A 21,746-nucleotide genomic window follows, 5' to 3' on the forward strand; every position below is an offset into this window, starting at 1 on the left:
GTACCCGCCAGTCACTCCGACTTTTTGGACCGACCCATCAACTTCGCCACTGTTTCGGCAACTTCGAGGCCTTCGTGGCACACGGCGTAGACCGCGCGGGTAATCGGCATATCGACGCCGTTGGCCTGCGCCAGCCGACAGATCGACTGCGAGGAGATCACCCCCTCCGCGACCTGGCCGCGGGTGCCCTTTTTCGCCTCCTCCAGGCTGCGACCCGCACCGAGGGCCTCGCCGAACGTGCGGTTGCGCGACAGCGACGACATGCAGGTGGCCACCAGATCCCCGATACCGGCGAGGCCGGCGAAGGTGCGCGGGTCGGCGCCAAGGGCCTCGCCCAAACGGGAGATCTCCGCCAGACCGCGCGTGATCACGGTGGCGGCGGTGTTGTCGCCGAGCCCGCGTCCGCGGGCCATGCCACAGGCCAAAGCGATGACGTTCTTGCAGGCACCACCGATTTCCACACCCACGACGTCGGAGTTGGTATACGGCCGCAGATAGGGCGTGGCGGCGGCGGCTTGGACGAGCTTGGCGCGGTTTTCGTCCGGGCAGGCGATGACGGTGGCCGCAGGCTGCTCGGCGGCGATCTCGCGGGCCAGGTTCGGACCGCTGAGCACCGTGATGCGCTCCGGAGAGACGTCAGTAACCTCCGCGATGACCTGGCTCATGCGCAGGTAGGTATCGGATTCGATGCCCTTGGAGATCGAGACCAAGGTGGTATCGCCGTTGAGGTAGTTGCGCCAGGTCGCGAGGTTGTCGCGCAGCGTCTGGCTGGGCACGGCGAGCACCGCGAGATCGGCGCCGGATAGACACTCGCGTGCATCCGTGGAGGTGACTATGGCCTCGGGCAACGTGACGTCGGGAAGATAATCCGGGTTGCGGTGGGTCTCGTTGAGGGCGTCGGCAAGCTCTGGCCTGCGGGCCCACAGACTTACCGCGTTGCCGGCATCGGCGAAGACCTTCGCGAGCGTGGTGCCCCACGCCCCGGCTCCCATCACTGCGACATCGACCATGGTGATCGGCCAGCCTTTCGGGATCGTCGGTTGCGGGGGTGCGAGAGGCACCTCACCGCGTGCGTACCCGTCAACTATAGGGTATGGCGGTATCCTTCGGTACGGAAAGCCCAACGCGCAAAGGAGTGACATGTCGCGAAAGTCGAGCCGGAAGAAGCTGCACGAGACCGACAAGGACACCGGCCCTCAACTGGCGGTTACCGGCCGCTACCAGGTCATTGCGCGTGATCCCGGCAAGAAAGTCAAGCGCTCGACCCTCGCCGCCGGGGCGGTGCTCTGGCGCGGGGACCCCAGTGATGTCTCCTCCCTCGAGGTCGCGATCATCCACCGCCCGCATTACGATGACTGGTCGCTCGCCAAAGGCAAAGTCGATCCCGGCGAGTCGCTGCCGGTCACCGCGGTGCGCGAGATCGCCGAGGAGACTGGCTATGAGGTGCGGCTGGGCAAGCTGATCGGCAAGGTCAGGTACCCGGTGATGGATCGCACGAAGGTGGTCTACTACTGGACGGGCGAGGTGCTCGGCGGCGAGTTTACCCCGAACGACGAGGTCGATGAGATCCGCTGGGTCTCCTTCGATGAGGCCATGCAGCTGTTGAGCTACGCGGTGGATACGCAGGTGCTCGCGAAGGCGAAGAAGCGCTTCCAGCTACCGGCGACCTCGCGCATCCTGTACGTGCGCCACGGGCGCGCACACCGGCGCCAGAACTGGGCGGGCGACGATAACCTGCGCCCGCTGGATAAGAAGGGCCGGCGCCAGGCCGAGATGCTCGTGCCGCTGCTGGCTGCGTGGCGCCCGGAGCGCATCTACTCGGCGCTGCCGGATCGCTGCCAGCACACCATTAGCCCGCTTGCCGACGAGCTCAATCACGACATCACCGTCGACGAGCGCTTCGGCGATGCCGTCTACGAGCGTGATCCGGACGCCGCGCGGGCCGCGATCCAGGAGGTCATCGCCGAAGGCGGCACGTCGGTTATCTGCTCGCAGGGGCTGACGATCCCCGCGATGATCGAGGATCTCGTCTCCCGCGGACGGTTGCCCATCAACGACGAGATCAAGTCGAAGAAGGGCAGCGTGTGGGTCTTGAGCTTCCACGACGGCAAGCTCACCGGGGCTGACTACCTCGCCAGCCCCCTGCCGGTGAAATAAGCGCTAGCGCGCCACCGAGCTAGCGCGACACCGCCGGCTTGAACGCCGGGCGCTGGGCCTCGTAGTCGGCGATGGCGTCCTCGTTGCGCAGGGTCAGGCCGATGTCGTCGAGACCCTCGGCAAGGCGCCAGGCGGTGTAGTCGTCGATCTCGAAGCGGTAGAGGTTGCCGCCGACGCTCACAGAGCGGTCCTTCAGCGAGACGGTGATCTCGTCGCCGGGGTTTTGCTCGAGGTACTTCCAGATCAGCTCGATGTCGGCCTCCTCCATGACTCCGGCGACGAGCCCGGCCTTGCCGGCGTTGCCGCGGAAGATGTCGGCGAAGCGCGGCGAGAGCACGACCCTAAAGCCGTAGTCCATGAGCGCCCACACGGCGTGCTCACGCGAGGAGCCGGTGCCGAAATCCGGGCCGGCGACCAGCACCGAGCCGTTTTTGTAGGCGTCCTGGTTCAAGATGAAATCATCGTTGGCACGCCAGTTGGCGAACAGGCCGTCGTCGAAACCCGTGCGCGAGACGCGCTTGAGGTAGACGGCCGGGATGATCTGGTCGGTATCGACGTTGGAGGCGCGCAGCGGGACGCCGACACCGGTATGGGTGGTGAACTTCTCCACGGTAATTCGTCCTTTCCGAAGGCTTCGTGCCTACAGGTCGGCGGGGCTGGCGAGGTGTCCGGTCACCGCGGTGGCGGCGGCGACTAAGGGGCTGACAAGGTGCGTGCGACCGCCGGGGCCCTGGCGGCCCTCGAAGTTGCGGTTCGACGTCGAGGCGGAACGCTCGCCCGGCTGGAGCTGATCCGGGTTCATGCCCAGACACATCGAGCAGCCGGCGGTGCGCCATTCGGCGCCGAAGTCGGTGAAGATCTTGTCCAGTCCCTCTTCCTCGGCCTGGGTTTTGACCTGCGTGGACGAGGGCACCACCAGCATGCGGGTATCGGCGGCGATGCGGCGGCCCTTGACCACCTCGGCGGCGGCGCGCAGGTCCTCGATGCGCGCGTTGGTGCAGGACCCCAGGAACACGGTGTCGATCGCGATATCGCGCAGCGGCGTGCCCGGGGTGAGATCCATATATGCCAGGGCCTTCTCGGCGGCGGCCTTCGCGCCCTCGTCGCCGAAGCTCTCCGGATCCGGCACGGTCTCGCCTAAGCCCACGCCCTGGCCGGGGTTGGTGCCCCAGGTGACAAAGGGTGTCAGCTCGTTGGCATCGAGGTGGACGACGGTGTCGAACTCCGCGCCCTCGTCGGTGGGCAGGGACTTCCAGTACTCGACGGCGGCGTCCCAGGCCGCGCCCTTCGGGGCGAACTCGCGGCCCTCGACGTAGTCGAAGGTCTTCTGATCGGGCGCGATCATGCCCGCGCGGGCGCCGGCCTCGATGGACATGTTGCAGATGGTCATGCGCGCTTCCATCGACAGCTTCTCGATGGCCTCGCCACGGTATTCAATGACATGGCCCTGGCCGCCGCCGGTGCCGATCTTCGCGATGATCGCCAGAATGATGTCCTTGGCCGTCACGCCCTGCTGCAGCTCGCCGGAGACTTCCACGGCCATGGTCTTAAAGGGCTTGAGGCTCAGCGTCTGGGTGGCCATGACGTGCTCGACCTCGCTGGTGCCGATGCCGAAGGCCATCGCGCCGAACGCGCCGTGGGTGGAGGTGTGACTGTCTCCGCACACGATGGTCATGCCCGGCTGGGTAATGCCCAGCTGGGGGCCGACGGTGTGCACGATGCCCTGCTGGATATCGCCCATCGGGTGCAGGCGCACGCCGAACTCCTCGCAGTTCTTGCGCAGGGTCTCGACCTGCGTGCGCGAGGTCTGCTCCCGGATCTCGAGCAGGCTGCCGGTCTCAATGCCCTCGGTGGGCACGTTGTGGTCCTCGGTGGCCAGGTGCAGATCCGGGCGCCGCATGGCGCGGCCGTTCATCCGCAGCCCGTCGAAGGCCTGGGGGCTGGTGACCTCGTGCAGGAGCTGGAAGTCGATGTAGATGAGGTCGGGAGCGCCGTTGTCGCCGGCGGTGATGACGTGGTCGCGCCACACCTTTTCGGCGAGCGTGAGCTTCTTCTTTCCGTCTGTCATGTCTTGATCCCTTAAACTTCGTTTACCATGATGGGCAGTGGTGAAGTAACCGTTGCCGTCTCACTTCATGGGACGTTATTATCCGTTGTATGGGACAGTATAACGCAGAGTCCGGCATCAAGGTCCTCGATCGCGCTGTGGCGTTGATCCGGGCATGCTCCAACGGGCCGTTGAGCCTCAACGAGCTGTGCGAGCGCACCGGTCTTCCCCGCGCCACCGTCCACCGGCTGGCCACCGCCTTAGAGGTCCACTCCCTGCTCACCCGCACCGAGGAAGGCCATTGGGCGCTCGGCTCCATGATGATCACGGGCCCGTCGTCACTCATCGAAGCCGCCGGCCCCATCATGGATGAGCTCTGCACCACCACGGGCGAATCCGTCCAGCTCTACCAACCCAGCGGCCACACCCGCACCTGCATCGCCGCCGTCGAACCGCCCACCGGCCTCCACAACGTGGTGCCCGTCGGCTCGCAACTCACGCTCCAATCGGGCTCAGCGGCGAAGGTTATCCTCGCCCACTCCCCTTACTCCCTGGTAGAAGAGCTTCTCGACGACGCCACCTTCGACCTCCCCGAGCTCGAAGAAGTACGCCGGAAAGGACTCAGCGAATCCGTCGCCGAACGCGAAGTCGGCCTCGCCAGCCTCTCGGCCCCGATCACCGACGGAAACGGCGACCTCGTAGCGGTGCTGTCCATCTCGGGGCCGGCAGACAGGCTCCGCCCCTCACCGGCCGGGGTGTGGGGCCGAGAGCTTCTCGACGCCGCCCGCCAACTCTCCACCACCCTCTAAGCACGCGCGTTCGAACACTCAGCGAGTAAGTGTCCACCGCGCTTGAGAAGATAAGGACATGACAGACAACACCCCTTCGCGTGCCGAGATCGCCACCTCCTGGAAGCTCCTCCCCCAAACCCCCGATACCAAAGACCAGGCCGAGCTCGCCGAGCAGCGCGCCCGGCGCTACCGTCCCAATCTGCTGAAAAAGACGGCGGCGTGGGCCTCGGTGGGCTTCGGCACGTTCACGCTCATGGTGTCCCTGTTCGATCCCCAGGAGGACGGACTCAGGTGGCTCGCCGGCTCCCTCATTTTGTCGGTGATGGTGGCCCTACCAGGGGCCTACTGGCTGTGGAACAACCACCGCGATGTCCGCACGCTGGAGAACTGGATCAGCGCGCATCGGAGCCAGGAGGAGCTGTCGCAGCTTCTGGTCGGGGCGGAAAAGAATCTCGTCGGGCCTCCGCCGAACCTGCCCCTACTTCCGAAGCGCCGGTGGGCGGTTGTGGCCCTGGTGTGCTTCGTACTCGTGGTTGTGGGAGGAAGCATTCTGCCGACGGGTTAAGGAGCTCGCTTGTGGGGATTGTCCGCTAGCGCCATCGCTATAAAGGCCATCACACCTCATCCAGCTGCTAGGGTGAGCTGCAGCTAGGTGCTTGAAGTCCGAGAGGAGGAACTCGCGGCCATGACCTCGTCTTTTTACCCCACGACGTCGCGGACCCACCGACAGATCGAGAGCTACGTCTATCTCTTCGACAAAATTGAGCGCGAGAAGCTCCTCCTTTTCATCTCTGCCCCGAATAGATGAGCATATTGATCGCGCGGTTGGTATGTCCCGGGGCCCGGGGTGGGAGTTCTTCGGCGACACCCTCAAAGACTTGATCCGTCGCGACGACATTCAGGGGTTGAAAGAAGTTCTGCTGGATCCGGACGAGGATCGCTACCGATCTGTTAGCCCACTAATCATGCTTCTGATGACACCCGAAGATGGTCAACGGTTTCGGCCGCCCCACCGAGTAATAACCGCCGATATGCTCACCGTGGATTGAATAAAACAAGGCAGCCAGTGCCTAAGCACCGACTGCCTCGTTCAGTTATATGCGCGGTCACATAAACCGCACCGTGGTACCCCGTACGGGATTCGAACCCGTGTTACCGGCGTGAGAGGCCGGCGTCCTAGGCCTCTAGACGAACGGGGCTCGTTCGCCATCTGCACTTGTGCGTTGCAGACCAGACAAATGTAAACCATGGTGGAATTTAAGAACAAATCAGCAGGTAAACACGCAATTCGTCGGCGTTAAACACATCGGCATTCACGCGATAGTATTGTTGGATCCGTCTATTTTTCGAGGAGCCCTTGGTGAGCACAGACAACCGCCCTGATGTCGATATTCGCGAGCGAACCGACGAACCCGTGCGCGACATCGCCCGCTTAGTCGGCACCGCGTTTGCCGATGAGACCTTCACCCGCCTCGCCCTCGGCAAGCGTGCGGCCAGCCAGGACAACCTCACCCGACTCTTCGAGTTGCAGCTCACCGACCACCTCTCCCGCGGCGGTCTGATCGATCTCGCCTACCTCGAGGGCGAACTCGTCGGCGCCGCGCTATGGGAGCGCCCTGACGGTGACCGCGGCTCGCTCAAGAGCGTGCTCAGCCAGGCTGTGGACTACCTGCGCCTGGTGCGTTGGCGGGCACTGCGCTCTTTCGTCGGCCAGCTCAAAACCGACTTCGCCCGCCCCAACCGGAAGCACTGGTACATGCACCTGCTCGCCGCAGACCCCTCAACCCAAGGCAAGGGCGTGGGCTCTTCCCTCCTACGCCGTGGGCTACAGCGCTTGAAAGGCGGCGAGCCCGCCTACCTCGAGTCCTCCAACGATGGCACCACCCGGTTATACGAGAAGTTCGACTTCCTCACCGCCGGACGGATCCGCCTGTGGCCGGGCTATGAGATCGGCAGGATGTGGCGGCCGGCGTCGGCAAGCCAACGCTAGAAGCCCCGCCCAAAAAGGAAACCCCGGCCCCTGAGTGATCAGAAGCCGAGGTGTTTGCATGCCCATATCCCCTTTACAGTGGCGCACCCCGTGGTGTCCGTCCGGACCGGTGGCGGAAGTCTCGTGCACCCGGGTTCGTGCTCACCCGTAGCGCCGTCCGCGGTTATCTCGTGGGGTCTGGGGCATCCTGACGGGATGCGCCGGGGATCGGTCGACAACTGTGGTTCGCGTTTCGCCTGTCGCTCCTGCTTCCCGCATCTCTGGCGTCGTGAAGTCTGGATTATGGCGATGCCGCGTTGAGGCGTTTAGCGATCCATGCGTCGAAGGTTCTTTCCGGGAACTTCGCCCATATGGTCTCCTCACTGTCGTCTTCTGATGCCCCGAAGCGTTTCTCTTCTCTCAAGAACCGCTCCGTTAAAGCTGATCCTAGTCCGCCGCCGAGATAGGTAAAGGGTTTCGCAGAATTAGGAACTGGTCTTAACCCCGCCGAGCGCCGAGCCGCAGGTCACGCCGCCGCGTCCGCCACGTGGTTCGGGGGTAACCGTTTCCCCTGGCGAACAGCACCTTTTTAAACTGCTGGGTATGAATGCTGTTCTGGTCGCGGTGATCGTCATGCTGGTGCTGGCGCTCGTGCGCGTACATGTGGTTCTCGCGTTGTTCATCGGCGCGCTGGTCGGCGGCCTGCTCGCCGGACTCGGCCTCGACGGCACGATGGTCGCCTTCCAGGAGGGCTTATCCGGCGGCGCGCAGATCGCGCTGAGTTACGCGCTGCTGGGCGCGTTCGCGATGGCCGTCGCCAATTCGGGGCTGCCGCGGCTGTTGGCCCAGGGCATCGTCACCCGACTGGGCACTAATAGTGCCGGCACCACGGAGAAGGTCACCGCCACGACCAAGTGGCTGCTGTTCGCGGGCATCCTCGCGATGGCGGTCATGAGCCAGAACCTCATTCCGGTGCACATCGCGTTCATCCCGCTGCTCATCCCGCCGCTTTTGGTGGTGTTCAACCGCCTGCAAATCGATCGCCGCGCCGTCGCCGCGATCATGACGTTCGGCCTCATCACCACCTACATGTTCGTGCCCGTCGGCTTCGGCTCGATCTTCCTCTACGACATCCTGCTGGGCAACATCTCCGAGGCCGGCATGGATGTCTCCGACATCAACATCATGCAGGCGATGGCGATCCCGGCGGCGGGCATGCTCGTAGGCATGCTGGTGGCGGTGTTTATTTCTTATCGACGCCCCCGCCACTACGAAGATAAACCCATCGTCGGGGCAGAAACCGCCGACGCCGAGCGGCCGATCTCCAAGTACAAGGTGGTGGTCGCCCTCATCGCGATCGTGGTGACCTTCGTCATCCAGGTCGTCATGCAGGCGCTGGGCACCGAGGCGAACCCGCTGCTCGTCGGCGCGCTCGCCGGCCTGGCCGTCTTCATGGTCACCGGCGCGATCAACCTCAAAGAATCCGACGACGTCTTCACCGCCGGCATGCGCATGATGGCGCTCATCGGCTTCATCATGATCACCGCCCAGGGCTTCGCCTCGGTCATGTCCGCCACCGGCGAGATCGAAGCGCTGGTCGATGCCACCGCCGCGCTTTTCGACGGCAACAAGCCCGCCAGCGCCCTGGCCATGCTTCTCGTCGGCCTCGTGGTCACGATGGGCATCGGCTCCTCGTTCTCCACGCTGCCGATCATCGCCACCATCTACGTCCCGCTGTGTATGTCGCTGGGCTTCTCCCCCATGGCGACGGTCGCGATCATCGGCGCGGCCGGAGCGCTTGGCGACGCCGGCTCCCCCGCCTCCGACTCCACCCTCGGATCGACCTCCGGCCTGGACGCCGACGGGCAACACGACCATATCCGCAAGACCGTCATCCCGACTTTCATTCACTTCAACATCCCGCTGGTCATCGCCGGATTCATCGCCGCCATGGTGCTCTGACGACGCACATGCGCCTTCGAGGTCTACCCTGTGGAAGTAGCAACCACACCCGAAGGATAAGGAGCACATCATGGGCATTGCGGCACAATCACTGCGGCTGGATAACGATGAGGTGGGAAAGGTCGTCGATAAGCATCTTCTCGACACCGCCTCCATCATCTCCGCGCCGAACGGGGCGGAGACCTACCTCGTGGCCTACGGCTCGCGCGACGCCGAGGGCCTGCCGTACAAGGCGACCGGGCTGGTCACCCTGCCTGCAGGCGAAGCCCCCGAGGGTGGCTGGCCGGTGCTGAGCTGGGCGCACGGCACGACCGGGCTGGCGCGGGAGGCGGCGCCGTCTTTGGCGCTGAAGACGCACCCGGACGAGGAGGCGCTGGTGATGTCGGCGCAGGATTACCTGAAGGTGTGGCTCGATAAGGGCTTCGCCGTCGTGCAGCCCGACTACGAGGGCTTAGGCACGGTGGGCAAGGGTACGTATATGGATCGGCACTCGCTGGCCTCTGCGGTCAACGAGCTCGTGCGGGCGGCGCGCGCGGAGTTCGAGCTTTCCGAATCCTGGTACAACACCGGCTGGAGCCAGGGCGGTTTCGCGGCCGTGTCGGCCGCCTCCGCCGACGACGTAGCCTCCGGGCTGGTCATGACTCTGGCGATCGCCCCGGGAGATACCCTCGTGCCCACCGAGATTCCGGCGAATCAGGCGCAGTCGCTGTTCGCCGAGGTCGACGAGGAGCGCCTCACTTACAACTCCTATGCCGTCCAGGGCGCGATGAACTTCAACCCGAAGATCGTCGCGGAAGACTTCCTCAACGACAAGGGCCTGGAGGCGCTGGAGCTGGCCTCGCGGCTGTGCCTGACGGAGTTCAAGCACGAAAACACGATCCACGGCCGCGAGATCATGCGGGAAAACCCACAGCTCAAACCGCTTCTCGAGCACCTCTACAGCAACTCCATGGTGCACATGCACCCCACGACCCCGGTGCGGATCTTCATCAGCGAAGACGACGGGATCATCGACTACGAGCAGATCAGCACCGCCGCGAAGGGGCTGCAGGAGAACGAGGGCACCGACGTCGAGATCATCGTGCGCCGCGGCGTGGAGCACCGCGGCATGGTGCGCCGCGCCATCGAGGACCAGACCCCGATCGTCGATGCCCTACAGTAACTAAAAGTATTCTGCACGCTCAGCGCGCCTCCGGCTGCCGCGAATTCCTGCTGCGCTTGCGCTAGCAGCTCAGGGTCGCGGATGAGGTCGACGATCACCTGCCCGAGCCCAATCGCCGAATCCACGACGGCGCTTCTCGCCTGCTCGCCGCGCGCGCAGGTTTCGAAGGCCTCGGTGTGCAGCGCCACCGATCCCGGGGCGATCTTCACCATGGGGTGGATGCCGGGAACCAGGTAGGAGACGTTGCCGAAGTCGGTGGAGGCGGCGAGCGTTTCCGGTACCACCCCGGCGGGCAGGGCGGTCCGCCCGCGGCGGGCTTGCGTCCGGCTCCAGCGCGAGGCCATCGCGTGGTTATTCCTGATCGGCAGTGTCGCCGGATGGACATCCCAGTCCACCTCGACGCTGACTCCTGCCATAAGCGCTGCGCCGTGGAAGATGTCGTCGATACGCGAGGATAGATCCTTGAGCGCCTCGGTGAGCGACGAGCGCAGGTAGAGGGTGATCTCGGCGGCATCCGGGATGACGGAGGGGCGCTGGCCGCCGTCGGAAATAATGGCGTGCATGCGATCCGACGGCGGCATCTGCTGACGCAGCACCCCGATCCCGTGGTACGCGAGGTTGGCGGCGTCGAGCGCGTTTCTGCCCATGAACGGCTGCGAGGAGGCATGCGCCGCGATCCCGCGAAAGCGCGCCTTGATCACGCGGCGGCCGACCCAGACGTGCTCGGAAATGTCGTAACTAAAAGGATGCATCATCACCGCGGCGTCCACGCCCTCAAGCATCCCGCCGCGGATCATGTACTCCTTGCCGGAATGCCCCTCCTCGGCGGGCGTACCCAAAAGCACGACCCGGCCGGTATCGAGGGTGCTTATCGACGACAAAAACGCCCCCACTCCCGCCGCCGCAATGAGGTTGTGGCCGCACGCATGACCGATCCCCGGCAGGGCGTCATACTCGGACATCACCGCGATCGTGGGATGGCGCTGCGGATCGAAGCCTGGGGCCTGCCACTCGGCACGCAGGGCGGTATCAACCCCGTGGAAACCAATGGTGACCTCGTGGCCATGACGGCGCACAAGCTTCGCGATCTGATCACGGGAGCGGAACTCCTCGAAGGCGAGCTCGGGGTGGGTGTGCAGGTCGTCGGCAAGCTCTGTGAGCTCCTCGCTGAGCTTGGTGACCTTGTCGGCCACAGCCTCCCACGCCGTGTGCTGGCCGGGGTAGTCCTCCCGCTCTGGTGTGTGCCGGGCGTTCGCCTCGCTCGCGCGGACCTTCTCGGCGACTTGGGCGCGCGCGTAGTCGAGATACGCGGTCGAGGGTTGAGGATTTTCGCACATGTGCCGGCCTACCCTTCGATGAAGATGCCGACGCCTGGGCCCAGCGGGAGGTCCACGAAGTACCACACCGCGAGCAGCATGACCCACGTCAGCCAGAACGGGACGACGAAGGGCAGCATGCGAGAGATCAGGGTGCCCAGGCCGGCCTCGGGCTCGTACTTGCGCAGCATGCCGATGATCAGAATCATGAAGGGATTCAGCGGGGTGATCACCTGCGTGGCGGAGTCGCCGACGCGGAAGGCGGCCTGGATGAACGCCGGCTCGAAGCCGAGGAGGGCGAACATGGGCACGAAGACCGCGGCCATGAGGGTCCACATGCCGGAGCCCGAGATGATCAGCAGATTCACGCACGAACACAGGATGATGAAGGCGATGATGGCCGGAAAGCTTGTCAGTCCGATCGATTCGAGGCCGGCGGCGCCGACCACGGCGGTCCAGGTGCCGATCCCGCTCCAGTTAAACAGCGCGATGAACTGGCCGAGGATGAACGCCAGCACGAGGAAGCCAAGGATAGAGCCCATAGCCTTGCTCATCATGGACACCATGTCACCCGTGGAGCGAATGGTTCCGACGGCGATGCCGTAGACCACGCCCATCAGCAGGAAGTAGGCGAAGATCAAAAACACCACGGAATCTAGCAGCGGGCTCTCCGGCAAAAAGCCGCCGTCTTCGTTGCGCCACGGGGAGGCTTCCGGGAGCACCGAAGCGAGCACAATGCCGGTGAGAACCACGACGGAGGCCAGAGACCACCAGAGTCCGCGCTTCTCGTCAGTGCTGAGCTGCGGGCTGATGTTGGCGTGCTGGTCGTCGTCCTCGGTGTTTGCTTGAGTATTTTCTTGGGCTGCTCCGTTTTCGACCTGTTCGGTGGGCACGTTGGTCTTCCACATGCGGGGTTCCAGGACTTTGTCGATGAGGAAACCGGCGACCACGCCGAGCAGGACCGCGGCGACGATGTTGAAGTAGTAGTTCGACAACACGTTGACGGCGGTGGCACCCAGGTTCGGCATGGGATCCATCACGGCGTTCGTGATGCCGGCGAACAGGGCATCCAGGCTCGTGGGAACCAGCGCGGTGGAATACCCCGCACCCACGGAGGCGAAGCCACCGAGCAGGCCGGCAACCGGGTGACGACCCGCCGCCTTGAACACCATCGCCGCCAACGGCGGGACGACGACCCACGCGGCATCCGCCATGACGGAGGCGGTCACGCCCACCACACCGACGGCATAAGGCAGCACCCACTTACGCGCGCTGCCGAAGAGCTGGCGGATCAAGGCGGAGAGCATCCCGGAGCGCTCCGCCACACCGACGCCAAGCATGATGGGCAAGACGGTGAGAAGCGGCGGGAACCCGATGTAGTTCTCCGCCATGGTCGTGGTGAACCACGTCAACCCCGCCGCGGTGAAGAAGCCTTGGACGTGGAGGGTTTCGTCGGAACCCGGGACCTGGACCGAGACATCCACCCAGGCCATGACGGTGGACAGGACGGCCGTGATTAGAAACAGTCCGAGGAAGAGGGCGAACGGTTCGGGCAACTTGTTACCCAGCCACTCAATCGTGTTGAGGAAGCGATCGATTCTGCTTGTCGATCTGTGGTCTTTGCTCGTTGTGGGTGTTGTTGTGGGAGTGCTCATCGCTTAACCCTTTGCGTTCTTCCGCCAATAACTCGCCATATGTTACCCATGTCACTTTCATGTGCAAAGTGTTAGTTGCCGAATATGACGCTGTGGTTTGTGCGCTTATGCGTGGTTTCGGGGTAGGTGGTAGTGCGTGTCCGCGTAGTTGGTCATAGGGTTCCGGGTACGTGGTGACGCCCCTAGCTCGGACGAATGTCTGTTAGGGAGGCCGCTGTAGTTCGGCGTTTCCTGTGTCGGCACTACGGAAGGGATTTCTTCTTCTCGGGTGCACAGAGGCTACGGCGATACGCCTCATTCCATGGTGTGCGGCACCGCGGAGTCCCTCTCCGGAATGTGCTTACCGGTATGTTCCTAGTGTTCCTCGTGTGCCTCGCCCCTTTGACGATCAGCCCGAAGAGAATTGTTGGACCGCGCCTTGGGCTACTGGCCTAGTGAAGAAAGGAAACGCCGTCTACGCGACTATGCCGCGGCATAGTGCGGAGCGGGTTTTACGCACGTGCGTAATCGGAAATCGATGAATCGCGGGAGACTCATAGGTACGCGGGACGCACTGTCCCCTGCGCCGTGTGGAAAGCACTGGTGCCGCCGCGTTCGGGGTCTGCTGAGGGTTGGGGAGTCTGCGCCGCCAGGGCCTGGGGACGTGACAGCAAAGCCGGATGACTGCTACCAGCGACCCGGAAACCGTCGCTACCGTCTTACCGGAGAAGCGCTACCAACAAGCCACATCTGACAGAGACGGCACAAAGGCTTGAAGGAAGATGCTTGAAGGGCGCGCCCATCAAGGTTTTGCAGCGAAAAATGGCCTGATTTGGCGTCCCTCAAGGTTCTTCCTTCAAGCCTTTGTGTGCCGAGACACCGCATGCCCGCAATCTATAGTGGCCTAACGCCCCACAAACAACACAAAAGAACCGGTGGATTACTCCACCGGCATTCTTTGGTACCCCGTACGGGATTCGAACCCGTGTTACCGGCGTGAGAGGCCGGCGTCCTAGGCCTCTAGACGAACGGGGCATAGGAACGCGATCAGCTGCAAGCTTTTCGCTGCTGGCCTACCAGGACTCGAACCTAGAATGACGGTACCAGAAACCGTTGTGTTGCCAATTACACCATAGGCCATCATTGTCACTGCTCAGGGCCAGTTTTGAGTGCCTCCACCGGGTTGTTCCCTGCGCTGTGCAACGGTGAATACTATAACCACAAGCCTGAAACTAGAACAAATCGCCAGCGCATAGGTGGTATTTACCCTTTGTTTACGCTGGCGATTAAGGCTCTAAGACTGCGCCGGCGGCACCGGGGTGATCTCGCGGGCGGCGCGCAGGCGCTTCAGGGTGGAGTCCTTGCCGAGGAGTTCCATGGACTCGAAAAGCGGCGGGGAGACCTGCTCTCCAGAAATGCCCACGCGCAGCGCACCGTAGGCCTTGCGCGGCTTGAGCTCCAGCTTCTCGATGAGCGCCTCAGACAAAGCCTTCTCGATGTGCTCGCTCTCCCACTGCTCGACGGCCTCGAGGGCGGCGATGCCTTCGTCGAGAGGCTGGATCGCAGCCTCCTTGAGGTTCTTGCGTGCGGCCTTCTCGTTGAGCTCGAGCTCCTCGTCGGGGATAACGAGGAACTTCAGCAGATCGTAGCCCTCCTTGAGGGTCTTGATGCGGGTCTGGGTGAGCTCGGCGGCCATGGCGAACTTCTCGTCCGGGTAGTCGGCCGGGAAGTCGGTGTAGTCGTTGAAGTACTCCCGCAGGCGGCGCTCGAACTCCTTCGGCTCGAGCATGCGGATGTGATCGGCGTTGATGGCGGTCATCTTCTTCTCATCGAAACGCGCGGGGTTACCGAGCACGTCGGCAATGTCGAAGTTCTCCACGAATTCGTCGATGGTGAAGATGTCCTGATCGGACGACAGCGACCAGCCGAGCAGCGCCAGGTAGTTGAGCATGCCCTCGGGGATGATGCCGTTGTCGCGGTGGTTGAACAGGTTCGACTCCGGATCACGCTTCGAGAGCTTCTTGTTGCCCTCGCCCATGACGAAGGGCAGATGCGCGAACTGCGGGGTGAAGTCGGTGATACCGATGCGCTGCAGCGCCTCGTAGAGCGCGAGCTGGCGCGGGGTGGAGCTGAGCAGGTCCTCGCCGCGCAAAACGTGCGTGATGCCCATCAGGGCGTCGTCGAGCGGGTTGACGAGGGTGTAGAGCGGCGCGCCGTTGGAACGGGCGACGACGAAGTCCGGCTGCGTTTCGGACTTGAACTCCATCTCGCCCCGCACCAGGTCGGTCCAGCGCCAGTTCTTGTCCGGCATACGCAGCCGGTAGACCGGCTTGCGACCTTCAGCCTCGAAGGCGGCGATCTGCTCGTCGCTAAGATCGCGGTCGAAGTTGTCGTAGCCGAGCTTCGGGTCGCGTCCGGCGGCCTTGTGCCGCTCCTCGACCTCTTCGGCGGTGGAGTACGCGGGGTAGACCTCGCCGGCGTCGATAAGCTTCTGCAGCACCTCGGCGTAGATGTCACCGCGCTGGGACTGGCGGTACGGCTCGTGCGGGCCGCCGGTGATAACGCCTTCGTCCCAGTCGAGGCCCAGCCACTTCAGCGAGTCGATGATCGCCTGGTAGGAGTACTCGCTGTCGCGAGCGGCGTCGGTGTCTTCGATCCGAAAAACGAGTTTACCGCCCTGGTTCCGGGCATATCCCCAGTTGAACAGGGCGGTACGGACCATGCCGACATGCGGGATGCCGGTTGGCGACGGGCAGAAACGAACGCGAACGTTGCTCGGTGTAGTCATGCCCGCAATGTTAACCGAGCGGGAATGACAAGTTAGAGCTGACGCTGCTGACGCGACAGGAAGTTCCAGACCTCACTGGCGGCATCCGGGATGTAGTACCAGTTGTGGCCGCCGCCGATGACGCGCAGCAGCTCGGTCTCGGCGGCGCAGCCCTCACCGATGAAGCGGGTGGTGCCGATGCCCGGGTGCTGCGTGCTGCCGCCCGTGCAGCCGTTGCGCTTCAGCTGGCGGCCGTGCAGCTCCGGCACCGAGAAGTATGGTGCGCCGTGGAGCACGCCGCCGTCGTAATGCACGAGGTGGTCCCAGGTGCCGTGGATGATCAGCGACGGAGTGGCTCCGCCGGCGCAGCCCTCGTCCACGTCGTGGTAGTACGCGCCAGAGACGGAGGCGACGCCGGCGAAGAGTTCCGGCGCGCGGCAGGCGAGGGTGGCCGCCATGCCGCCGCCGTTGGACATGCCCGCGGCGTAGATGCGCGAGGAGTCGATGTTATAGCTCTTGCGGACCTCGTCGAGGATGGCGCGAACGAAGTCGACATCCGCGTTGGGGCGCAGGGTGGAGTACGGAGCGGGTTCCCAGGCGCCGTTGATCGAGCGTGGGTAGATCACCAGCGCCTCGCGGCCGGCGGTGCGGTGCAGCTGCGAGTAGATAAGGAATTTCTCGGCGGTGTCACCACTGCCGCCGAAGGCGAACAGGACCGGGGCCGGGTTCGCTTCGTTGTAGCTATCAGGCACGCGCAGGATGAAGGAGCGCTCTCCCTCAGCGGTCTGGACGGACATCTCCTGCGACTGCCGCGGAGTCAGCGACGGCGGGATGGGCGGGCGCCACGGCACGGCCGAGCCGGGCGCCAGCTCCGAGACTTCCGGGAGCGATGACTGCGGCACGTCGGGCACCGGGATCGAGGACTGGGCTTCGGCACGGGGAACGCCGAGAAGCGAGCAGGAGATCACTAAAGCCGCGAAGGCTGCGACGAGGGAGGACACCCTCCTAACAGATGCGTGGGATTGCATGAGAGGAATCATGTCATACCCCTAACAATTACACTTAAAAATATATTTATCTGTCCCCCAACAGGTAATTCGCCGTCATTGGGCGGAACGACCGGCGCCCACTACAATCACGGCACATGTCCGCGAAACGCCCCACCACCGCGCCCGACTTCCTCCTGTCGCGCGCCACTGGCTCGGTGCGTACTCAGGGTGCCCGCATGACCTTCACTGACCCCTGGGAAGCAGCCGATGCGCTGCGCCGAGGTGAGGTCGAGATGGTCGTCGGCGCCCTCCCCTTCGAGCGCTCCGCGGATGCCGCGCTGACCGTACCAGCGTCGATCATCCGCGAAGACGGCCCGCTCGAGCCGCATAGCTACTACCGCTTCGGCCCCGGCTCCCACCTACACGCCGAAATCGACCAGCTGGACCCGGAGGAACACGAGCACCTGCGCCGCATCGAGGCCGCGCTCGAGACCATCCGCTACTCGAAGCTGGATAAGGTCGTGCTGGCCCGCGCGGTCGACATCGCCTTCGACCCGCCGGTCGATCCCCTACTCGTCGCGGCGCGTCTCATCGATCGCTCGGTCAATCGTGACGGTTTCATCGCGGATCTCTCCCCCGCCGGCCGTCTAGGCCACATACTTGTCGGATCCTCCCCCGAGGTACTGGTCAAGCGTCAGGGCTCGACTGTGACGGCCTATCCCCTCGCCGGCTCCGCGCCCCGCCAGGCCGACGCCGGGGCCGATAAAGCAGTCGGCGAACAGCTGGCGGCCTCAACCAAAGATCTCGACGAGCACCGCTACGTCGTCGAGCACCTCCGCCACGGCCTCGCCCCGCTGTGCGAGAACCTCAACATCCCGTCTACGCCCGAGCTCACCCAGACCGCGGAGATGTGGCACCTGGCCACGCCGGTGATCGGCACGCTGCGCAACCCGCAGACCACCGCCTTAGAGCTCGCGCTGCGCCTCTACCCCACCCCGGCGGTCTGCGGCACCCCAACCGACGCGGCTGAAGCGCTCATCCATACCGCAGAATCCGACCGCGGTTTCTACGGCGGCGCGGTCGGCTGGTGCGATGCCGACGGCGAGGGCGAGTACATGGTCGCCATCCGCTGTGCCGAGGTCGCCGGCGACGGCCGCCTCGCCCGCGCCTGGGCCGGCGGCGGGATCGTCGCCGACTCGGATGCCGACACCGAGCTGGAGGAAACCACCGCGAAGCTCAAGACGATCCTGCGCTCGCTGGACCTCTAAGCGCTTTTAGGCGCGCTCGACGGGGTTCTCCAGGGTGCCGATCCCCGGGATATCAATAGCGATCGAATCGCCGGGAACCATCGCCTCGGTACCCGCTGGCGAGCCGGTGCAAATCACATCGCCCGGCAGCAGGGTCATCGAGGCGGTGATGAACTCGATGATCTCGCCGACGGACATAATCATCTGATCCGAGTTCGAATCCTGCTTCGTCTCGGTTTTGCCCTCGTGGGTCAGGTGCGCCTTGATCGGCAGGTCGTCGAGGTCAAAGGAGTCGATGTCCGTCTCGATCCACGGCCCGAGCGGGCAGAAGGTGTCGATGCCCTTGGCGCGGGCCCACTGCCCGTCGGAAAACTGCAAATCCCGCGAAGAGACATCGTTGACGATGGTGAAACCGCGCACCACCGACTTCCAGTTCTCCTCCGAGACGTTCTTGCACGGTTTGCCGATAACCACCGCGAGCTCCCCCTCAAACTCCACGTTGGTGGCGAATTCGGGGATGCGAATCGGCGCGCCCGGCCCCGTGACCGATGTCGGCGGCTTGATAAACAGCGTCGGCGGCAGGCTTTCGGCCGACTTCTTAAACACCTCCGCGACGTGATCAGCGTAGTTTCGCCCGATGGCCACGACCTTGCTGGGAAGCGTCGGGGCGAGCAGGCGGATATCGCTCAACGCCCACTCCTTACCGGTGTATTCCGGCTCGGTGTAAGGCGTGCCCGCAATCTGCTTGGCGGTCAGGTTCTTCGGGTCCGTGCCCTCGCCGTCAATGACGGCGAAGGTCAGTCCTTCGGGAGTAGCAATTCGTGCAAAACGCATGCTGACAACACTACGCACGTTAAATTGTGAAGGTTTGTTAAGGGTGAGTGTAACAACGCTACCTAGGCCTTGAGATCGCCCAACGTCCGCGCCGTGATCACGCCCTGCTGCGCAAGGTACAGCTCAGCGCAGGCGAGCGCGTCGGTCAGCGCGTTGTGGTTACGATACGCCGGCAACCCATAGCGCCTCCGCGCCCGCGGGAGGCGAAGATCCTCACCGCGCGGGTAAGTCGCCATGCGTTCCATGTGTCGACGCTCGATCGCTAAGGTATCGACGGCCGGAAACCGCACCCTTTCCCCACGCACCCGCCGGTATAAATCGGCCAAGAACTCCTGCTCCATCTGGGCGAAATGCGCCAGCATCATCCGGCCTTTCAGCGCCGTGAGAAACTGCTCGAGTGCCTCTGCTGGGGCCACGCCGGCGGCGAGGATGTCGTCGGTAAGCCGGTGGATGGTCGCCGATGCCCCGACGCTGTCGCCGGTGGTGGCCTGCAGCACGACATAGCCCGCCTGGCCTAGAAGGATGCTGCGGCCGTCGATAGGCACCCACCCGATGGAGAGCAGGCGGTGGTTTTTGGGCTCGAGTCCGGTGGTTTCGACGTCGACAGCCAAAAGCTGGGCCGCATCGATCGGTGTGTCCCAGCTCGGAGTGGCGGCAGGTTGGGGTGGGCGAAAAGGCCACATCAGATGTTCCGCACCGGATGCGCGGTCGCCAGCGCATTTTGCATCTTCTTTAAGATCTGGAAGGAGTCCCTCAAGTTGTGTCTATTCAGCGCGTTCAGCTGCTCGGGGTCGATGTGATAGTTAGCCTCTTTGCCCAGCTTGAGCTGCTGCGACTGGTGTTTGAGGGTGAGGTTGCTGAGGTAGTCGAAGACGTCGATGAGGTTATCCGCGGCCTGCTGGGTCAGCGACAGCCCAGCAGCCTGCCGGAAGCGGTCTCGCGTGCCGACGACCGTCAGACCCGCCTTGATCGCATAGAGCCGAGCCATCTGCACCAGGCCGGCCGTGCCACCCTTCTTCACGTCGAGGGTCTTGGCATACTCGCCGCCGCGCTCGACGACGAAGCCGCGGAAGAATCCCAGCGGCGGATCGCGACGCGCCGCCAGCGCCGCCAAGTGCGCGTGCAGACGCTGCGAACCCTGCGCCCTCGCGACCGCCTCGGCGTGGACCTCCTCAGCCATCTCGAGGTTGCCGGCCACCCCACGCATGTCGAAGTAGATCTGGGTGTTCAGCAGCGCATCCGGCTCCGGGGCGGTGATCCAGCGCCAGAAGGTGTCGAGCCAGGCGCTTTTCGTCATGCGCCACTGCGGGTTCATCGCCATCATCTCGCCCGGACACAGCGCCTGGCCGGCATCGGCGAGGCCTTGGCAGACGAACGTCGCGAGGCGCTCGATGTAGTCGCCGTGGGCTTCTTCGTCGTAGTCGTCGGCCAGGATCAGGGCGTTGTCCTGATCCGAGGCCGGCCCCATCTCAACGCGGCCCTGCGAACCGACGACCACGAAGCAATAGTCGACCGGCGAAGGGCCATTATCCTCTTCGAAGAGCTCGATGAGGCGGCGCACGAGAGCGTCCGCCACGGTGGTGAGCACCTTCGAGGTTTCGTTGAAGCTCGCCCCGCGGTCGATGAGCCTGGCGACGGCATCCCCGGCCCGGTGATAGGTATCTTTCAGCTCTGCCCTGCTGCGACGCGAGAGCTCCGCGGTGAGAAAGACCGGGTTGACCTGCAAAAGTCGCGATATGTCGCCCGAGGTCACTACCCCGAGGATGTCTGCGTGGTCGCAGACGGGCAGGTGGTGGATGTTGTGCTCAGCCATCACGAGCATCGCCTCGAAAGCCAACGCGTCGGGGGTGAGCGTGAGCGGATCGGCCGTCATGACGGCGGTCACCGGATGGGAGGAATCACGCTCGGCGGCGACGACGCGCACGCGCAGATCCTTATCGGTGAGGATGCCGCTCAGGCGTTTATTGTCCGTGACGAGTATTGAAGAGACGTTTTTCTCCACCATCGTGCGGGCGGCCTCGGTGATAGTCGCCGTCGACTCGATGAGTACCGGGGTTTGCTCGCTGATCATCGTGCTCACCGGGGTGGACAGCACATCCTGGGCCGGGTCGTCGCGCCACTCGCGGGCGGCGTGGGCGATACGGCGCGACAGCGTGGAGAAGTAACGCTCGAGGTCGGGATTCGCCTCGGCGAGCTGAGTGAAATGATCGCGCGGCAAAACGAGCAGGAGCGTGTCTTCGACCGCGATCATGCTGTAGCGGCACTCCGGCTCGCCGACGAGCGTGGAATACCCGAAGTTCCGGCCCGGCTCGCGCCGATCGAGCAGGACCTCTTCCTCACCGAGCACGTCCACGGCGCCGCTGCGGATGATGTAAAGGTAATCGTTGACCTCACCGCGGGTGATGATGGTCTCGCCCCGGGGCACGTAGGTCATCTCCATCGCCTGCGGCAGCTCTGCCAATGTCACCTCGGGCAGCCGGCGGAAAGGCTCGTGGGCAGCAAGGAAGTCGCGGATCTCCTCCAGTTCGACGCTCATGTCTACACACTAAAGGTTTCGCGCACCGAATGTGAGGGTTTTCACGGTTGTGTGGGTGGGGTTGCGGGTCTGGGTGCTCACGAAGTCGAAATCACCCTTATCGAAAGGAGTACTCCTTTCGACCGCGCGGGACTCCTTTAGGTGCAACTCCTTTCGTGAAGCGGTATCACAACACGCGGACCGGGCGGGACAGGTGCGCAACACTCGCCGGCCGGCCACCCCACTGGACTCATGCGCACCAGTGGTTGCTCGCACACCACGGCGGCACCTGTCGGAGTGCCTTACGTCACCGCCGACCGCGCAGAACCGACCGTCCGGCCCACCTCACCCCGCCG

General features: G+C 64.1%; 16 protein-coding genes, 3 tRNA genes and 1 pseudogene. 7 read left to right on the plus strand and 13 right to left on the minus strand.

Annotated features, from left to right (window positions below):
• Window positions 1–11: 11 nt before the first annotated feature.
• Window positions 12–1,010, minus strand: coding sequence for an NAD(P)H-dependent glycerol-3-phosphate dehydrogenase (locus C3B44_RS06445; RefSeq protein WP_108431650.1), 999 nt, complete (start codon window positions 1,008–1,010; stop codon window positions 12–14).
• 130 nt (window positions 1,011–1,140) lie between these two features.
• On the opposite strand from C3B44_RS06445, the gene C3B44_RS06450 reads away from it, so the two are divergent.
• A complete protein-coding gene (locus tag C3B44_RS06450; RefSeq protein WP_108431651.1) occupies window positions 1,141–2,157 on the plus strand; it encodes an NUDIX hydrolase in 1,017 nt (338 codons plus the stop codon).
• Between the two features lie 19 nt (window positions 2,158–2,176).
• Here the strand turns inward: C3B44_RS06450 and leuD are convergent, their stop codons facing one another.
• Both leuD and leuC read right to left on the minus strand, forming a co-directional pair.
• On the minus strand, window positions 2,177–2,767 hold the full coding sequence (gene leuD / locus C3B44_RS06455; RefSeq protein WP_108431652.1) for a 3-isopropylmalate dehydratase small subunit: 591 nt from the start codon (window positions 2,765–2,767) through the stop codon (window positions 2,177–2,179).
• Window positions 2,768–2,797: 30 nt separating this feature from the next.
• The gene (gene leuC, locus C3B44_RS06460) at window positions 2,798–4,225 is read right to left on the minus strand and encodes a 3-isopropylmalate dehydratase large subunit (protein ID WP_108431653.1); all 1,428 of its coding nucleotides are present in this window, start codon (window positions 4,223–4,225) and stop codon (window positions 2,798–2,800) included.
• A gap of 89 nt (window positions 4,226–4,314) precedes the next feature.
• On the opposite strand from leuC, the gene C3B44_RS06465 reads away from it, so the two are divergent.
• A complete protein-coding gene (locus C3B44_RS06465) occupies window positions 4,315–5,013 on the plus strand; it encodes an IclR family transcriptional regulator (protein ID WP_108431654.1) in 699 nt (232 codons plus the stop codon).
• Between the two features lie 58 nt (window positions 5,014–5,071).
• The gene (locus C3B44_RS06470) at window positions 5,072–5,560 is read left to right on the plus strand and encodes a hypothetical protein (RefSeq protein ID WP_108431655.1); all 489 of its coding nucleotides are present in this window, start codon (window positions 5,072–5,074) and stop codon (window positions 5,558–5,560) included.
• Window positions 5,561–6,118: 558 nt separating this feature from the next.
• Here C3B44_RS06470 and C3B44_RS06480 read toward each other — a convergent pair.
• Window positions 6,119–6,194: transfer RNA gene (locus C3B44_RS06480), tRNA-Glu, on the minus strand.
• 161 nt (window positions 6,195–6,355) lie between these two features.
• On the opposite strand from C3B44_RS06480, the gene C3B44_RS06485 reads away from it, so the two are divergent.
• The 3 genes and pseudogenes from C3B44_RS06485 to C3B44_RS11920 form a co-directional block, all read left to right on the plus strand.
• Entirely contained in the window at window positions 6,356–6,985 is a 630-nt protein-coding gene (locus C3B44_RS06485; protein WP_158268613.1) for a GNAT family N-acetyltransferase, read from the plus strand.
• Between the two features lie 582 nt (window positions 6,986–7,567).
• Window positions 7,568–8,926, plus strand: coding sequence for a Na+/H+ antiporter family protein (locus tag C3B44_RS06490; protein ID WP_108431658.1), 1,359 nt, complete (start codon window positions 7,568–7,570; stop codon window positions 8,924–8,926).
• Between the two features lie 379 nt (window positions 8,927–9,305).
• Window positions 9,306–9,947 (plus strand): annotated as a pseudogene (locus C3B44_RS11920) (lipase family protein); the annotation flags it as partial.
• Here C3B44_RS11920 and C3B44_RS06500 read toward each other — a convergent pair.
• From C3B44_RS06500 to C3B44_RS06525, 6 genes are all read right to left on the minus strand, one after another.
• Window positions 9,941–11,425 carry a M20 family metallopeptidase gene (locus C3B44_RS06500; protein ID WP_108431660.1) on the minus strand — a complete coding sequence of 495 codons (1,485 nt, stop codon included), beginning with the start codon at window positions 11,423–11,425 and terminating at the stop codon, window positions 9,941–9,943. The pseudogene C3B44_RS11920 and the gene C3B44_RS06500 sit on opposite strands and share 7 nt — an antisense overlap.
• A gap of 8 nt (window positions 11,426–11,433) precedes the next feature.
• Window positions 11,434–13,059: an AbgT family transporter gene (locus tag C3B44_RS06505; protein ID WP_108431661.1), complete on the minus strand. Its 1,626-nt coding sequence runs from the start codon at window positions 13,057–13,059 to the stop codon at window positions 11,434–11,436.
• Between the two features lie 938 nt (window positions 13,060–13,997).
• Window positions 13,998–14,073 (minus strand) — tRNA-Glu (locus C3B44_RS06510).
• Window positions 14,074–14,106: 33 nt separating this feature from the next.
• Window positions 14,107–14,178, minus strand: a tRNA-Gln gene (locus C3B44_RS06515).
• Window positions 14,179–14,332: 154 nt separating this feature from the next.
• Complete coding sequence (gene gltX, locus C3B44_RS06520) at window positions 14,333–15,826, minus strand: glutamate--tRNA ligase (RefSeq protein ID WP_108431662.1); 1,494 nt, start codon at window positions 15,824–15,826, stop codon at window positions 14,333–14,335.
• 32 nt (window positions 15,827–15,858) lie between these two features.
• Window positions 15,859–16,806, minus strand: coding sequence for a CE1 family esterase (locus tag C3B44_RS06525; RefSeq protein WP_158268614.1), 948 nt, complete (start codon window positions 16,804–16,806; stop codon window positions 15,859–15,861).
• 143 nt (window positions 16,807–16,949) lie between these two features.
• Between C3B44_RS06525 and C3B44_RS06530 the strand changes: the two genes are divergently transcribed.
• A complete protein-coding gene (locus C3B44_RS06530; RefSeq protein ID WP_108431664.1) occupies window positions 16,950–18,062 on the plus strand; it encodes an isochorismate synthase in 1,113 nt (370 codons plus the stop codon).
• A 6-nt stretch (window positions 18,063–18,068) separates the two neighbouring features.
• Here C3B44_RS06530 and C3B44_RS06535 read toward each other — a convergent pair whose 3' ends face one another.
• The 3 genes from C3B44_RS06535 to C3B44_RS06545 form a co-directional block, all read right to left on the minus strand.
• Window positions 18,069–18,875 carry a fumarylacetoacetate hydrolase family protein gene (locus C3B44_RS06535; RefSeq protein WP_108431665.1) on the minus strand — a complete coding sequence of 269 codons (807 nt, stop codon included), beginning with the start codon at window positions 18,873–18,875 and terminating at the stop codon, window positions 18,069–18,071.
• A 62-nt stretch (window positions 18,876–18,937) separates the two neighbouring features.
• Window positions 18,938–19,558, minus strand: coding sequence for an exonuclease domain-containing protein (locus C3B44_RS06540; protein ID WP_108431666.1), 621 nt, complete (start codon window positions 19,556–19,558; stop codon window positions 18,938–18,940).
• Window positions 19,558–21,411, minus strand: coding sequence for a DUF294 nucleotidyltransferase-like domain-containing protein (locus C3B44_RS06545; protein WP_108431667.1), 1,854 nt, complete (start codon window positions 21,409–21,411; stop codon window positions 19,558–19,560). Before C3B44_RS06545 ends, C3B44_RS06540 begins: the two co-directional genes overlap by 1 nt.
• Between the last annotated feature and the right edge of the window lie 335 nt (window positions 21,412–21,746).

Source organism: Corynebacterium yudongzhengii (assembly GCF_003065405.1).
Taxonomy (GTDB): Bacteria; Actinomycetota; Actinomycetes; order Mycobacteriales; family Mycobacteriaceae; genus Corynebacterium; species Corynebacterium yudongzhengii.

Excerpts from the sequence above, each read along its gene's own strand:
- C3B44_RS06470 (WP_108431655.1), top strand. The coding sequence starts at position 5,072 with ATGACAGACAACACCCCTTCGCGTGCCGAGATCGCCACCTCCTGGAAG.
- C3B44_RS06505 (WP_108431661.1), bottom strand. The coding sequence starts at position 13,059 with ATGAGCACTCCCACAACAACACCCACAACGAGCAAAGACCACAGATCG.
- leuC (WP_108431653.1), bottom strand. The coding sequence starts at position 4,225 with ATGACAGACGGAAAGAAGAAGCTCACGCTCGCCGAAAAGGTGTGGCGC.
- C3B44_RS06540 (WP_108431666.1), bottom strand. The coding sequence starts at position 19,558 with ATGTGGCCTTTTCGCCCACCCCAACCTGCCGCCACTCCGAGCTGGGAC.
- C3B44_RS06445 (WP_108431650.1), bottom strand. The coding sequence starts at position 1,010 with ATGGTCGATGTCGCAGTGATGGGAGCCGGGGCGTGGGGCACCACGCTC.
- gltX (WP_108431662.1), bottom strand. The coding sequence starts at position 15,826 with ATGACTACACCGAGCAACGTTCGCGTTCGTTTCTGCCCGTCGCCAACC.
- C3B44_RS06465 (WP_108431654.1), top strand. The coding sequence starts at position 4,315 with ATGGGACAGTATAACGCAGAGTCCGGCATCAAGGTCCTCGATCGCGCT.
- C3B44_RS06535 (WP_108431665.1), bottom strand. The coding sequence starts at position 18,875 with ATGCGTTTTGCACGAATTGCTACTCCCGAAGGACTGACCTTCGCCGTC.
- C3B44_RS06450 (WP_108431651.1), top strand. The coding sequence starts at position 1,141 with ATGTCGCGAAAGTCGAGCCGGAAGAAGCTGCACGAGACCGACAAGGAC.
- C3B44_RS06530 (WP_108431664.1), top strand. The coding sequence starts at position 16,950 with ATGTCCGCGAAACGCCCCACCACCGCGCCCGACTTCCTCCTGTCGCGC.
- C3B44_RS06490 (WP_108431658.1), top strand. The coding sequence starts at position 7,568 with ATGAATGCTGTTCTGGTCGCGGTGATCGTCATGCTGGTGCTGGCGCTC.
- C3B44_RS06545 (WP_108431667.1), bottom strand. The coding sequence starts at position 21,411 with ATGAGCGTCGAACTGGAGGAGATCCGCGACTTCCTTGCTGCCCACGAG.
- C3B44_RS06500 (WP_108431660.1), bottom strand. The coding sequence starts at position 11,425 with ATGTGCGAAAATCCTCAACCCTCGACCGCGTATCTCGACTACGCGCGC.